The organism is Rhodoluna sp. (assembly GCF_024639375.1).
GTDB lineage: Bacteria > Actinomycetota > Actinomycetes > Actinomycetales > Microbacteriaceae > Rhodoluna.
This window is the reverse complement of the sequence record NZ_JAHEIM010000009.1, coordinates 35,897-50,368: the sequence shown is the minus strand read 5'-3', so window position 1 is coordinate 50,368 and position 14,472 is coordinate 35,897. Positions and strand designations below refer to the sequence as shown.

The following is a 14,472-nucleotide window of genomic DNA, read 5'->3' as shown; positions in this document are numbered from 1 at the left end:
AAAAAACCCCGAGAGAAGATGCTCGGGGTTTTTTTATTGGTTGAAACTATTCAGCTTGTTGCCCGTAAAAAATTCGCTCGAAAACTGACCGCGCGCGGCGCGTGAATGCGAAGTAATCCTCTTCAAGGTTTGATGCACTCCCCCGCGGATACTCCAAAATTCGTGCCATGCCCTCGAGTTGTCGGCGATCGGTGGGCAAAACATCGGTGCGTTTATTTGCCCACAAAACACTGGCCGATCTAACTCTTGAAGCCAACAACCAAGCTTCAGAAAGCACACGAGCATCGTGCTCGGCGATGAGCCCTTCCGCAATGCAGGCATCCAAAGCTGGCAGGGTTTTTGGAGTGCGAATTGCCGGATGTTCGGCACCGTGTTCAAGTTGCAGCAGCTGCACTAGCCACTCAACATCGCTGAGTGAGCCACGGCCGAGTTTGAGATGGCGGCGAGGGTCAGCGCCTTGCGGCAAACGCTCAGTCTCGACGCGTGCCTTGATGCGGCGAATTTCGGTGATCGCCGAGTCAGAAAATTCGGTTGGATAGCGATAGGTGTTGATTAGTTCAAGGAATGCCGATTGCAAGGCTGCGCTGCCTGCGATTGGTCTTGCGCGCAATAGTGCCTGCGCCTCCCAAGTGTTTGCCCAACGCTTGTAATAAGCCGCGTATGACTCGATCGAACGAGCCACAGGGCCATTCTTACCCTCGGGACGAAGATCGATGTCTAACTCAAACTCGAGCAGTTGATCGGCACATAGACGCTTCAATTCGGCAATGATTCGCTCTGCGGTTTTCTGCGCGACCGCAGGGTCAGCACCTTCAACCACCTGATAAACGAACATCACGTCGGCGTCTGAACCAAAGCCGAGTTCTTCACCACCGAAGCGGCCCATTGCGATAATTCCAAAATCAAGAATCTTGTTGATATCGCTCGCCGAAATGTCTAGCCCACGCAATTGCATTGCCGCTTCGAGCATGGCCTTCAAATAATTTGCGGTTAGGTCACTAAGCCCCTGGCTGAGCTGATCGATGGTTAGATCTCCAAGAACAGCTCCGATTGCTATGCGCAAAGTCTCACGGCGACGAATGCTGCGAATTAGATTCGCAGCGGCATCCACGTCAGTTTGTCTCGAAATCACCGATTCAAATTCCACCTGTAGTTCAGCAGCTGTCATCGGAATGAGGTCTTCTGATTTCTCGAACCAAGCAGCAGCCTCTGGAATGCGCTCAAATAGTCCGGTGGCCAGTCGGGAATTTGAAAGCACTTGCGTCATGCGTTGTGCTGCACCTGTGGAGTCACGAAGCATTCGCAAATACCAAGGCGACTCCCCTAGGTCTTCACTTAAGCGTCTGAACGAAAGCAGCGCAGCATCTGGATCAGTGCCCTCCGAGAACCACTGCAATAGCACCGGCAAAAGTTGTTTCTGAATTGCTGCTCTGCGCGACAGACCCTGAGTCAGTGCAGCAATGTGCTCCAACGCGCCCTTGGTGTCGCTGAAACCAATCGCTCGAAGTCGATCTTGCACTTGATCGCTGCTGAGCGAAAGGCTCGAATCATCAAGCCGAGAAACCGCGGATAGCAACGGGCGATAAAAAATCTTTTGGTGCAATGCCCGCACTTCAACTTTCACAGCTTCCCAGCGAGTGATTAGTTGTTCTGCGGTCATCTTGAGATCGATGGCTCTTGCAAGTGCTCTGCGTCGTGATTCCGAAGTTGGCATCAAGTGAGTGCGGCGCATGTCTGAAAGTTGAATGCGGTGCTCCAGCAAGCGAAGAAATCTGTAACTATCGGCAAATTGTGTGGCCTCGATTCGACCGATGTAACTCCCGGCAGCAAGTGCGTTGATCGCCGATATTGTGTCGCGCTGACGAACTGAATCGTCGGTGCGACCGTGAACAAGTTGCAGCAGCTGAACGGTGAACTCGATATCGCGCAAACCGCCGGGACCAAGTTTGATTTGCAAATCAATTTCGTTGGCAGGAATGAATTCGGTTACTCGTTCGCGCATTCGTTGCACTGACTCAACAAAGTTTTCGCGAGTAGCCGAACTCCAGACTTTTGGAGCGAGCGCTTCAACGTAGGCATTGCCAAGCGGAATGTCACCCGCCAATGGTCTAGCCTTTAGAAGCGCTTGGAACTCCCAACTTTGTGCCCAGCGCTCGTAGTATGCAACATGCGAATCAAGGCTACGAACCAGCGCACCAGACTTTCCTTCTGGTCTTAGGTTGGGGTCCACCTGCCAAAGCATTGGCTCTGTTGAGGTGCCATCCATGGCGCGCATCATTCGTGTTACAAGCTTTGTTGCAACTTCAATTGCCCGGGCTGTTTCCAATTCCGCGCTTGCAGATTCGGCAAGATAAATAACGTCTACGTCGCTGATGTAATTAAGCTCCCGTGCGCCGCACTTGCCCATCGCCAACACGGCAACGCGTGTGTTTTCAACTTCAAATTCAGTAAAGACGCCGTGCTCGGTTGAGAATTTAAGTTCCGCACGCGCAACAGCCAAGCCAGCTTCAATGGCCGCGCCGGCCAAATCGGCTAAAGCAGCGGCAACCACTGGTTGAGCCAATTGCGGATTCGCTTGAGTTAGATCGAAAGAGACGATCTTAAGCAATTCACGACGGTATGCACGTCGGATTGCATTCCATGCTTCGGCAACTTGAAAACCTGGCTTAAGGATCTTAGAAACGCTGTTCAACAGATTTGTGTTCAGCGTCGATGCGTCATCCAAAGTGTTGATGGGTTTTTGAAAGACATCGAGATTTTCTGGAGCTCGATTGAGAAAATCAATTAGTGATGTAGATGCACCAAGTGACAAGCAAAGTCGTCTAGCAGAATCTTCTTTTTTTAGCAGTGCCTTGATGTCCCCTGGTTGACGCTCTGCCAGGGTGAGCAAGGCATTAAGCGCCTGATCGGGGTCCTGAGTGACAGCCAATGAGGCAAGCGCTGATCGCCCGCTGTCTCCAACAATTTTTACCAGTGCATCGAGTTTGCCAATGGTTCCGGCAAGGTCAACAAAGCCAAACCTGGCTAATTCAGATAGACCCTGTGAGCGATCGTGCGCAGCCACCACGGCTTTCGCCTAAAGAGTCTCGAGGTTGTGCTTCAACTCGAACGGAGTGACCTGTGAACGGTATTCACTCCACTCACGACGCTTATTGGCAAGCACGTAGCTGAACACTTCTTCGCCAAGGGTTTCCGCAGCAAGTTCAGATTCTTCCAACTTGCGAATGGCGTGATCGAGACTCTGTGGCAGCGGCTGGATGCCCATGGCACGACGTTCTGCATCGTTTAGGGCCCAAACGTTGTCTTCGGTTTCCGAAGGAAGCGGGTACTCCTCTTCGATGCCTTTGAGTCCTGCAGCGAGCAACAACGCGTAGGCCAAGTAAGGGTTTGCGGCAGAGTCGATGGCGCGGTATTCGATGCGTGAACTGTTGCCCTTGTCTGGCTTATAAAGTGGCACGCGAATCAGTGCTGAACGGTTGTTGTGACCCCAGCAGACAAAGCTCGGAGCCTCGCCCCCGCCCCAAAGGCGCTTGTATGAGTTGACATACTGGTTAGTCACCGCGGTGATTTCAGGTGCGTGACGCAAGAGGCCCGCGATGAAGTGCTTCGCGGTCTTTGAAAGGTGATATTGCGAACCGGCTTCGAAGAACGCATTGGTGTCGCCTTCAAACAATGACATGTGGGTGTGCATGCCTGAACCAGGCTGGTTGGTAAATGGCTTCGGCATGAATGTGGCATAAACACCCTGCTCGATTGCGACTTCTTTGATCACAGTTCTGAAGGTCATGATGTTGTCAGCCATGGTCAAAGCGTCTGCATAACGAAGGTCGATTTCGTTCTGGCCAGGGCCACCCTCATGGTGTGAGAACTCAACAGAAATGCCAAGCTGTTCAAGCATCGAAACTGCACGACGACGGAAGTCATGTGCGGTGCCACCAGGAACGTTGTCAAAGTAACCGGCTTTGTCTACAGGAACCGGTTCGCCATTGGCATCAAGCTCTGAAGACTTGAGCAGATAGAACTCGATCTCCGGGTGAATGTAAAAAGAGAATCCACGATCAGAAGCTTTAGCAAGCGCGCGACGCAGCACATTGCGCGGGTCTGCGGCAGCCGGCTGGCCATCCGGGGTTTGAATATCGCAGAACATGCGAGCGGTTGGGTCGATCTCACCGCGCCAAGGAAGAATCTGGAAGGTGCTTGGGTCCGGCTGAGCCAACATGTCGGCCTCATAGGTGCGGGCAAGGCCCTCGATAGCAGAGCCATCAAAGCCGAGGCCTTCGGCAAAGGCACCTTCAACTTCGGCCGGTGCAATCGCTACCGACTTAAGGGTTCCCGCTACGTCGGTGAACCAAAGGCGAACGAACTTAACTCCACGTTCTTCAATGGTGCGCAGAACAAAATCGCGCTGTCTTTCCATGGGGAAACCCTCTCTCGTGCTGCTACTAGGCTAATGGTTATGGCTAAAGTTCGCTTAGCACTCGCGCAGACAAACCCGTTGGTTGGCAATATTGATGGCAATTTAGCCGATTGCCTCAACGTGGTAATTGACGCCGCAAAATCGGGCGCAAATATGGTTTTGTTTGGCGAGATGGTCGCCACCGGATACCCGATTGAAGACCTTGCCACTAGAAAATCGTTTGTAGCCGAGGCCGAAACCGCAGTTCACAGGCTCGCCGCAGATTTGCTGGCTAATAATCTGGGCCATGTTGCGGTAATTATTGGGCACCCATCGCTAATCGAAGACCAATCAAAAGCCTGGGCAATCGCTCAGAACAGCGCCTCGGTGCTTTTGGGCGGCAAGGTGATTGGTCGCTATGCCAAGCATCACCTGCCTAACTACTCAGTGTTTGATGAGTATCGAATTTTTGTGCCCGGCAAGGACCTACTCACTTTTGAATTCGAAGGCATTAAATTTGCCACTCTAATTTGTGAAGACATCTGGCAATCAGGTGGGCCAGTTGCCCAATTGCAGACCAGCAATGCAGATGTGTGTTTGGTGCTCAACGGTTCACCATTTGAAGTAGATAAAACCGACAAACGTGCCGAGCTCGTTCAGAACCTTGCCAAATCAAATAACTGTGCGGTCGCCTACGTGAACCTGGTAGGTGGTCAAGACGACCTGGTCTTCGATGGCGACAGCATTTTTGTGAATGCCGAAGGTGAGACCATCGCTCGAGCTGCGCAATTTGCTAGCGATGTTGCGTTGGTAGACATCGATTCGAAGACCGAATGTCGTTCAGCCAACCAAGCCAGCAAGGAGCAGCTTGAGGGCCAAGTATGGAGTGCTCTGGTGCTTGGCTTGCGAGACTATGTTTCGAAAAATGGTTTCAAGAGTGTGGTCTTGGGACTTAGCGGCGGAATTGACTCGGCAGTATGCGCCACGATCGCAGCCGATGCAATTGGTGCAGAAAATGTTTTTGGCGTTTCGATGCCAAGTAGGTATTCCTCGGATCATTCGCGTTCTGATGCAGATGACCTAGCGGAGCGCCTCGGAGTTCACCTCCGCACCGAACCGATTGAAGCTATGGTCAGCGCCTTTGAAACACAACTCGGCTTCGATGGACTGGCCGCGGAAAACCTTCAGGCACGCATGCGAGGCGCCATTCTGATGGGTCTCAGCAACGCGGAAGGCCATCTCACTTTGACCACCGGAAATAAAACCGAACTTGCCGTTGGCTACAGCACAATCTACGGCGACTCCGTTGGTGGTTTTGCTCCAATCAAAGATGTTGAAAAAACATTGGTCTGGGAACTCGCAAAGTGGCGCAATGCCCAAGCCACAGATTTGGGTTTGGTTGCGCCGATTCCTGAGAATTCAATTAGCAAACCGCCTTCGGCAGAACTTCGCCCTGATCAAACCGATCAAGACAGTTTGCCCGATTATGAATTGCTCGACGACTTGCTTGACGCCTACATTGAAAAACGCTTGAGCAGAGAAGAAATTATTGCGCAAGGTTTTGATGCAGCTACCGTAGATCGAATCATTCACCTTGTTTCGATCTCGGAATGGAAGCGTCGCCAAGGAGCAATCGGCCCAAAGATCACAGGCATGGCATATGGCAGAGATCGCCGTATGCCAATCACAAATGGATACAAGAGATAGGTAAGCAAATGGCAGCAGACAAATTGATTTCAAGCGGAGGCCCTTGGGAAGGCGTTTTGGGATACTCTCGCGCAGTAGTTGCCGGAGATTACGTGCACGTATCAGGCACAACCGCAACCGTCGATGGTCAACTGCAACATGAAGGCGATGCCTATGGGCAAACCAAGGTTGCCCTTGAGGTAATTGCTGCCGCGCTTGCTCAGGTTGACTACACAGTTGCCGATGTGGTGCGCACCCGCGTTTACCTAACCAACCCAGATGATATGGATGCCGCGGGAAAAGCCCACGGTGAAGTGTTCAGCGAAATTCGACCTGCGCTGACAATTTTGGCCGGCGTTAAATTCATCAATCCAAAGATGCTGGTCGAAATCGAAGTTGATGCCTGGAAGCGCAGCTAATGACAACCACGCCCAAGCGGGTAAGAACCACCAGCCTCAAAGAATTTAAAGACGCAGGCGAAAAGTTCACCTGCCTAACCAGCTATGACCACCTAACCGCCGGCATCTTCGATGAGGTTGGCATTGATGTTTTGCTAGTTGGAGACTCAGCCGCCGATAACGTGCTGGGCTACACCACTACCCTGCCAATCACAGTGGCTGAAATGATCCCATTCGGGCGCGCCGTGGCAAGTGCCGCTAAGCGCGCGCTAGTTGTGATTGACATGCCATTCGGCAGCTATGAAGGTGGCGTTTCTGACGCGATTCAAAATGCCGTTGAACTCATCAAGAAGACTGGTGCAGCAGCAGTAAAGCTTGAGGGTGGTGCGCGCGTGTCAGCGCAAATAAAAGCTCTCACCGAGGCTGGCATTCCTGTCATGGGCCACTTGGGCTTCACACCACAGAGCGTCAACGCACTTGGTGGTTTCAAAATTCAAGGCCGCGGTGAATCAGCCGAAAGTTTGATTGCTGATGCTCTTGCCGTTGAAGCCGCTGGGGCCTTTGCAGTTGTGTTCGAAATGGTTCCGGCAGATTTAGCCACTCAAATTTCTAAGCAACTAACAATCCCGACGATCGGAATCGGAGCTGGCAACGGAACCGATGGGCAGATTTTGGTTTGGACCGACTTTGCTGGGCTCAGCAGTCAAAAGCCGCGCAAATTTGTGAAGCGCTTTGCAAACATTCGCGAGAACCTCGCCACCGCTGCGAAAGAATACAAACGCGAAGTTTCAACAAAAGAGTTCCCTACTGCCGAGCACTCTTTCGAAGGCTAATCCCGAGCTTCGTCCTCGCGCCATTTTGCTGCTCTTTCGGCAGCCTTGGCCAATGCGTGCTCTGCCTCTTCACGGGTGCCATAAGGACCCATGCGATGGCTCGCAGCCGACTGCTTACCCACTTCGACCTGATTGGTCTGAAGGTTGAACCAGAACTCTGGCTTCTCTTCTTGCTCGGAATAACTACTTCTCATGCGACACCGCTTTCACCTAGAAGCATAAAGCCAAGCGCAAAATAGACTGGAGTCATGCCCCGCGACCCTAAAACCGGCTTCCTTACCCAAGGCAAAGTCAGCCCACTTCGAGCGGTTCCTGGGCACATTGCAAGGCCAGAATATGTTGGCAAAACTGGGCCAGCAAAGTTTACCGGTAGCGATGTTAAGACAGCCGATCAAATAGCCAAAATTAGAGCATCGGGCAAAATTGCTGCCCAAGCCATCGAACTTGTTGGTTCACACGCGAAGCCAGGTATCACCACCGACGAACTAGATCGCATTGGTCACGAGTTCTTGATCGCTAATGACGCTTATCCCTCAACTCTCGGATATCGAGGCTTTCCAAAATCACTCTGCTCGTCAATCAACGAAGTGATTTGCCACGGGATTCCAGATGACACCGTGTTGCAAGAAGGCGACATCGTAAACATCGACATCACGGCATTCAAAGATGGCTACCACGGTGACAGTAATCAAACATTTATGGTCGGTGAGGTTGCCCCTGATATTCGCAACCTGGTGGAAAGAACACACGAAGCAATGATGCGCGGAATCAATGCGGCGTTGCCTGGTCGCCAGGTAAATGTGATTGGTCGAGCTATCGAAACTTATGCCAAACGTTTTGACTACGGTGTGGTTCGCGATTTCACGGGTCACGGCGTTGGCGAAGCTTTTCACTCAGGATTGGTCATTCCCCACTACGACAGCGCTCCTGCCTATGCAGACGAAATCAAAGTGGGCATGGTTTTCACGATCGAACCGATGTTGACCCTGGGCACGCACGAATGGAACATGTGGAGAGACCAGTGGACCATCGTGACCAAAGATAAGAGCATTACCGCGCAGTTTGAACACACAATCGCAATCACCGATAACGGGCCAGAGATTCTGACTCTGCCCTAAAAGAAAGTAAGAAATGGCTAGAAAAGCAATTGGAATCGACATTGGCGGCACCGGAATCAAGGGCGCCCTGGTCGATGTGAAAAACGGTGTTTTGATCGGTGAGCGTGTTCGTTTTGAAACACCGAAGGGCGGCAAGCCCGCCGATATTGCTGAAGTTGTGCGAAACATCGTTGCCGACTTGCCAGCGACTCGAGCAAGCATGCCGGTTGGCATCTGCTTTCCAGCAATCGTGAAGCATGGCTACACCCAATCCGCGGCAAACGTATCCAAAGACTGGATCGGCCTGAACGCCGACGAACTTTTTACAAGAGCTCTGAACCGTCATGTGCACGTGATCAACGATGCAGATGCAGCCGGAGTTGCCGAAGTTAAATTCGGCGCTGCCAAAAAACGCAATGGCCTAGTCATCATGACTACCTTGGGAACCGGAATTGGTACCGCCCTGTTTATCAATGGTGAACTTGTGCCGAACGCGGAACTGGGTCACCTTGAAATCGATGGCGTCGACTACGAAACTCAAGCATCTTTTGCGGCAAAAGAACGTGAAAAACTTTCGTGGGATGACTGGGCCGCCCGCTTGCAGAAGTACTACGGCACCCTGGACAGACTATTCAGCCCGGATTTGATCGTGGTTGGCGGCGGAGTTTCTAAAGAACACGAAAACTTCTTGCCCAAGCTAAAACTTGGCGCAGAGATTGTTCCGGCACTAAAGCGCAATAACGCAGGCATCTTGGGAGCTGCTGCTCTGGCCTATAAAAACTCAACAGATTAAGTGGATGGGCCGGCTATTACGCCGGGTTCTGTTCCTATTTCTAGGTGACGATCATCTATCTAGGAGCATCGTTGCCAATGCCCTCAAGCGGCCTACCCGAAAACTAGAGCGAGCAGCTCTATGCGCTTCCTGTCTGACCTTGCTCCAAACGAGGTTTACCTAGCCGGCACGCTCACACGCACCGCTGGTGGTCTCTTACACCACCGTTTCACCCTTACCGCTTGCGCGGCGGTTTACTTTCTGTTGCACTTTCTCGCGGGTTACCCCGGGTGGCTGTTAGCCACCGTCTTGCTCTATGGAGCCCGGACGTTCCTCGATGTTGCCATCGCGATCGCCTTGCCGACCCATCCGCGTTCAAGACTACTTGGGCTTTGTCAAACTTGCTAAGCCCTATAGGTGGCTTGTGGCGTTCACGCAGAGCACTTCAGCGGCCTGATTACCCCAGAAACGCAAGACCGTGATTGAGCAAGGTGCAATGCTTGGGCGCCAATAAGCTGCGATTCCGGCATCCATAGCGGCACGAACAAATCCGCGGATGGGCATCACGTGGCTCACCACGGCCACAGTTTTGCCGGCATGCAGCTTCTGAATTGAAGCAAGCCCTTCAAGAATGCGCGCATCGAATTCCTCTAGCGACTCTCCAGCGGGCGGCGCCACGGTCCACGAGCCTTGCCAGGCGGCAAATTGTTCCGGCCACAATTCGAAGACCTCTTCGTTGGTGTGACCATCCCAGTCGCCAAAAGAAATCTCGGCGATGTTTTCATTTGTGGCCACGTCTAAGCCGAGTTTTGCGCCAATAATGTTTGCTGTTTCATGAGTGCGAGCTACGGGCGAGGCAACTATCGCATCAATAGGCTTCAAGTGCGCCCACGATCCGGTTTGACCAAACTGTGACAGTGCATTTGCAGCGGCAGTTGCATCCTCACGGCCAAGCGCAGAAAGCTGTGGGTTCTCTCCCCCGCGGCCCGAAATTCTTTTTGATTCGGTTAGGTGAGTGCGGCCGTGGCGAACTAAAACAATTGTTGTCAGTGGCTCAGTGACTCCCCCGGGAGCTCGTACCGAGCTGGGCAATTCGTGATTGAATTCGGCAACACCAGACTTTGGTTTCGAATTTCTAGGAACCGTTGAAGAATCAGCGCGGTCATCCATCGCCTTGTTAGCGAGCGCATCAGCCTTGCTGTTATCTTCGCGAGGAATCCACATCCAGCGCACGACTTTGCCAGCGACCAGTTTTTGAACCTGTGCACCAAGTTGAATCATGTCGGGATGTTTGATTTTCCAGCCGCCACTCATCTGTTCGATGACAAGTTTTGAATCCATGCGCACTAGAACTCGCGCTTCGGCATTTATTGCAAAGGCAGCTTCAAGACCTGCTTGCAATGCAACATACTCAGCCACATTGTTCGTAGCAACACCGATGAATCTTGCGATTTCAGCGATAACCAGACCGGTGTCCGCATCAATTACAACCGCGCCACTTCCGGCAGGTCCGGGGTTACCACGCGAGCCGCCATCGGCTTCGATGATTAGATTTTGCGGCAGACTCATCGAACCAAAATCGCTTGGCAATCTGGGCAAGTAGCGATGTCGTCGCTGGGTAAGGCCTGAATCTCTGCGTATGCCGTGGCTCCCAAAGAAATTCGACACGCTCCGCATTCGCGACCGATAAGTCGCCCAATTGCAATTCCTCTAGCTGCCTTCTTTTCATAGAGCTCTAGCAGTTCAACAGGCAATTGGGTTGATTGCTGAGCCCGCTGTTGCACCATGAGATCTAGGCCTGAACGCTGCTTAAGAACTTCAGCCTCAATCTTTGCCTCGGCTTCACGAAGTTCGTTCTCGTTCAAAGTTTTGCGTGCCTGCACTTCGGCGAATACCGCAGCCACTTCATCCTTCTTTTCAAGAATGGCAAGCTCCATGTCTTCAAGTTCCGACTTGCGCTTGGTGAGTGTTGCCAACTCCGATTGAATGCCTTGGGCATCCTTGCTGTTTGAGGTGGTGCTTAGGCGTGCATTGTCTTTCTCGATTCGCTGCTCAACGGTTTGCAAATCTGTTTCGGCACGCTTGAGCTCAAGTTCAACTGAGTCAAGTTGGTTTCGGGCTTCAATCAGTTCACCAGCAAGTTTTAGATTAAGTTCGCGCATATCTTTTGTCGACTTACCGCTGGTGAGCTCAGTGAGCGTAGATTTCGCACGTGAGATCTCCGCATCAAGGTTGCCTAGAGACAGTAAGCCTGCTTGCTGGTTTTCTGATGCCTTCATGTGTTGCCTTCTTGATGTTGAGTTATTGGGTGACTACAAAATCCCACGGATCAGTTCTGATGTGGCTAACTACGAACTGTACTTCAGAAAATTCCTTGGCGAGGCGCGCTGCAGCTACTTCAAGCCACATCCACTCTCCTGCCCAGTGCGAAACGTCAACCAGCGCTGGTTTGGAATTATGCAACTGAGCATGTTCGCGAGCATCTTGAGCCGGGTGATGACGCAAGTCTGAAGATAGATACACGTCAGCACCGCTTGCGATTGCATCGGCAATGAACGAGTCTCCAGCACCACCACACAGTGCAATGCACGAAACAATCTGGTCGTATTCACCAGCAACACGCACACCAGTTGCGGTAGAAGGCAAGACATTAGCCACCTGACGAGCGAAGTCACCGAGAGTCATTGGTGCCGCCAAATCGCCAATGCGGCCGTGGCCAATTGATTGATCTGTGCTTGCAACGAGCGGTCTTGCGGTCGTAATTCCGATTGCTGCTGCGAGGGCCGCCGATACGCCATCAGACACAACATCAGCATTGGTATGTGCCGCATAAATTGCCGTGTTGGACCTAGCAGCTGAAGCCAACAGGGCACCCTTGGCAGTTTGTTCGTTAACGGTTGTTATGCCTCGCATCAAATACGGGTGATGAGCCAGAATCAAATCGAAGGCACCGTCTTGCGCCTCGGCCAAAATCTCGGCAGTCACATCTACCGTTAGCAATACACGTGCTACACGCTGGTTAGCAGAACCAGCAATCAAGCCGGGCGCATCCCAAGTTTCAGCTAATTCAATCGGCCAGGCCTTTTCAAACGAAGCTATTAGTTGCGAAAGTTCAACCGACATTAGTCGACCAAGCCAAGAACGTCTTTAAGGTCGTTGCGACGAGCCTCAATGGTGAGCACTTCAGCTTCTTGACGCTTGATTCTAGGAATGCCAATTGCAACCGGAACCAGCAATCCAATTGCGAACGCAATCACAATTCCAAAAGAAGACTGACGCCAGAATTCTTGATTCACTAATTGCTCGGCGATGAATCCAAGTGTTTGGAATTCTGTAAGTTCTGAATAAGTGAGGCCTAGTCCAATCACCGATGCAACTACCCAACCAGAGAGATTGAACCAGTTGACCGACTTATAGAAACCGTAACCGCGGCTCAGCGAGATCTCGTGATATGCGATTCGACGAATCAAAATGTCAGAAACGAATATGCCAGTCCAAGCGGCAGCTGGTACAGCAAGAACCAATGCATAACCGTGCAGGTTGAACCAGAAACCCGAAACCTGCAGATGCATGAAGGCAAATACCGCTGCGGAGCCCAAGAGCAAACCCAGCAATGGTTGCGCAATGGTTGGTCGCAACTTCAGACCGATTGAGTGCAGGCTGAGATTTGACGAGTAGAACGACATTCCAAGCCAAACAATTGCTGATGTCACAGCCGCAACTGCCAAAACGGTTGCCAACCAAGCAGGTAAACCTCCAGGGCCACCCCAACCTCGAAGAACCGTCAACGAGGCCAAAATGATTACGGCTGGCACCACAACCAGAGCCAGCAGCCCCCAAGCGATTACTCGAATGCCACGAACCGAAACATGCAGTTTGCGAGCGAAGTCTGCGCTCGCCGACGACCACACCAAACCGAAGAAGCTAAAAGTTAGAACAGCAACCGCAAATGTGGCGAGCCAACTTCCGTCAGCTGTTTGCAATATCTTGGTCGTCGAAATTGTTGGCGCCATGACTGAGAGCCAGGCAACCACTGCAATCAAACCAATCAGGCCTGAAATCTGTTGCGCTCGATAAAGCACACGACCGCCAAAGATTGCCAGCGTTACTGCTGCGATAAGCAGAACTGCAACTATTGCCAGAATCAGGTGTGCGCCAGATGTCACCGTGCTGATTGCATCGAACTGCAGTGAACTTGGAAAGGCCAAAGAAAGCCCCATGCCAATCAGCGCTGCAGTCCAGAAGAGTCGGTTGATAGTCATAAAAATTGCCGGCGCAAGATTGCCGTGAACACCAAAGGCAGCGCGTGACAACATCAGGGTCGGCAAGCCACTTCGCTTGCCAGCAAGACTTCCAATTGCGATAACGGCGCCTGAAGCAACTAAGCCGAGCACTACTGCTAAAGCAAGTTGACCAAATGAAAGCGCAAAACCATTCAGGAAACTGGCAAAGAGAAACGGAACTACTGAACCAGTGAGCCCTAGCCAAGCCCAGAACTGTGAGATTGCACGGCTGCGGCGGCTGATTTTTGGCGCCGATTCGAGAGCGACGGTTTCAACCACTGGTTCTGCACCAGTAATAAATTCAACGAATGGATCCGCTTCGACGACTACCTCAACATCTTGCTCTGGCTCTTCAAAAAGAGCTTCCTCGAGTGCTGTGAGTTCTTCCTCGGCACCAATCACCATGTCAAAGGCTTCGATGTCGGTTGCAGCGACGGCCACAGGTGCTGGCGCATCCGAGGCCTCTTCGTTTTCGATTTCTGTGAAGAATTCTTCGAAGGCAGCAGGAACTTCAATTTGCTGAATCACTGCCGACTCGTGAGTCACAGCGTCTACATAGTTGAACTGTGGATCTTCTGATGGCGAAGGCGTCTCTAGTTCTTGCGATTGAACTGGCTCTGAATGTTGCACCGGCTCAGCTGGGGCGGTTGGTGTGACAGCACCAAACAGTGCATTCAGGTTGGCAACAACGTCTTCAACCGGAGGTTGCGAAGTTGGCAAGACCTCCAGTGGTTCCAACCCTTTAGAAACACGGGCTGCGTTTTCGACCGCCAAAAACGCCTCAGGCGTTCCAATTTGCTCCATTTGCAAAACCCAGGCAGCAAGCTCCATCTTTTCGATGTCACGCAACTGTGCTTGGGTTTCAAGCAGCTCCATGGCCTTCAAGATTCCAGCCTCATCGGCTTGCGAATTGCCAAGGGCATCCTGCAGCTCGGCATCAGTCATCGAGCGGCGAACGGGAGGCTTGAATTGATTGGAATCCATAGCCAAATTCTAATGTGGCCCAA

The 14,472-nt window shown here is 52.0% G+C and carries 12 protein-coding genes and 1 other RNA gene; 5 read left to right on the top strand and 8 right to left on the bottom strand.

Translation table 11 applies throughout. The features are described from left to right. Positions 1-46 precede the first annotated feature (46 nt). Together Q0L28_RS04010 and glnA are read right to left on the bottom strand one after the other, a co-directional pair. On the bottom strand, positions 47-3,064 hold the full coding sequence (locus tag Q0L28_RS04010) for a bifunctional [glutamine synthetase] adenylyltransferase/[glutamine synthetase]-adenylyl-L-tyrosine phosphorylase (protein WP_296631929.1): 3,018 nt from the start codon (positions 3,062-3,064) through the stop codon (positions 47-49). A gap of 12 nt (positions 3,065-3,076) precedes the next feature. Further along, positions 3,077-4,417: a type I glutamate--ammonia ligase gene (gene glnA / locus Q0L28_RS04005; protein ID WP_296631927.1), complete on the bottom strand. Its 1,341-nt coding sequence runs from the start codon at positions 4,415-4,417 to the stop codon at positions 3,077-3,079. 39 nt (positions 4,418-4,456) lie between these two features. On the opposite strand from glnA, the gene Q0L28_RS04000 reads away from it, so the two are divergent. The 3 genes from Q0L28_RS04000 to panB are packed head-to-tail and all read left to right on the top strand — an operon-like array spanning position 4,457 to position 7,313. After that, positions 4,457-6,103, top strand: coding sequence for an NAD+ synthase (locus Q0L28_RS04000; RefSeq protein ID WP_296631924.1), 1,647 nt, complete (start codon positions 4,457-4,459; stop codon positions 6,101-6,103). A gap of 8 nt (positions 6,104-6,111) precedes the next feature. Then, entirely contained in the window at positions 6,112-6,501 is a 390-nt protein-coding gene (locus Q0L28_RS03995; RefSeq protein ID WP_296631922.1) for a RidA family protein, read from the top strand. Beyond that, positions 6,501-7,313, top strand: a complete 813-nt coding sequence (gene panB / locus Q0L28_RS03990) for a 3-methyl-2-oxobutanoate hydroxymethyltransferase (RefSeq protein WP_296631919.1) — start codon at positions 6,501-6,503, stop codon at positions 7,311-7,313. Before Q0L28_RS03995 ends, panB begins: the two co-directional genes overlap by 1 nt. Here panB and Q0L28_RS03985 read toward each other — a convergent pair. Then, positions 7,310-7,507, bottom strand: a complete 198-nt coding sequence (locus Q0L28_RS03985) for an SPOR domain-containing protein (RefSeq protein WP_296631918.1) — start codon at positions 7,505-7,507, stop codon at positions 7,310-7,312. The genes panB and Q0L28_RS03985 overlap by 4 nt on opposite strands. Positions 7,508-7,561: 54 nt before the next feature. Between Q0L28_RS03985 and map the strand changes: the two genes are divergently transcribed. Both map and ppgK read left to right on the top strand, forming a co-directional pair. Continuing rightward, positions 7,562-8,431 (top strand): type I methionyl aminopeptidase, encoded by an 870-nt coding sequence (gene map, locus Q0L28_RS03980; protein ID WP_296631915.1) that lies wholly within the window; start codon positions 7,562-7,564, stop codon positions 8,429-8,431. Between the two features lie 13 nt (positions 8,432-8,444). After that, entirely contained in the window at positions 8,445-9,203 is a 759-nt protein-coding gene (gene ppgK, locus Q0L28_RS03975) for a polyphosphate--glucose phosphotransferase (RefSeq protein ID WP_296631912.1), read from the top strand. A 1-nt stretch (position 9,204) separates the two neighbouring features. On the opposite strand, the gene rnpB is transcribed toward ppgK, so the two are convergent. The 5 genes from rnpB to Q0L28_RS03950 all read right to left on the bottom strand — a co-directional run bounded on the left by rnpB (position 9,205) and on the right by Q0L28_RS03950 (position 14,449). After that, positions 9,205-9,550: RNase P RNA component class A (gene rnpB, locus Q0L28_RS03970), an RNA gene on the bottom strand. A 43-nt stretch (positions 9,551-9,593) separates the two neighbouring features. Beyond that, positions 9,594-10,751, bottom strand: a complete 1,158-nt coding sequence (locus tag Q0L28_RS03965) for a bifunctional RNase H/acid phosphatase (protein ID WP_296631909.1) — start codon at positions 10,749-10,751, stop codon at positions 9,594-9,596. Further along, positions 10,748-11,461 carry a C4-type zinc ribbon domain-containing protein gene (locus Q0L28_RS03960; RefSeq protein ID WP_296631906.1) on the bottom strand — a complete coding sequence of 238 codons (714 nt, stop codon included), beginning with the start codon at positions 11,459-11,461 and terminating at the stop codon, positions 10,748-10,750. Before Q0L28_RS03960 ends, Q0L28_RS03965 begins: the two co-directional genes overlap by 4 nt. Positions 11,462-11,483: 22 nt before the next feature. Beyond that, positions 11,484-12,305 (bottom strand): Nif3-like dinuclear metal center hexameric protein, encoded by an 822-nt coding sequence (locus Q0L28_RS03955; RefSeq protein ID WP_296631903.1) that lies wholly within the window; start codon positions 12,303-12,305, stop codon positions 11,484-11,486. Then, positions 12,305-14,449: a cytosine permease gene (locus Q0L28_RS03950; protein ID WP_296631900.1), complete on the bottom strand. Its 2,145-nt coding sequence runs from the start codon at positions 14,447-14,449 to the stop codon at positions 12,305-12,307. Before Q0L28_RS03950 ends, Q0L28_RS03955 begins: the two co-directional genes overlap by 1 nt. Between the last annotated feature and the right edge of the window lie 23 nt (positions 14,450-14,472).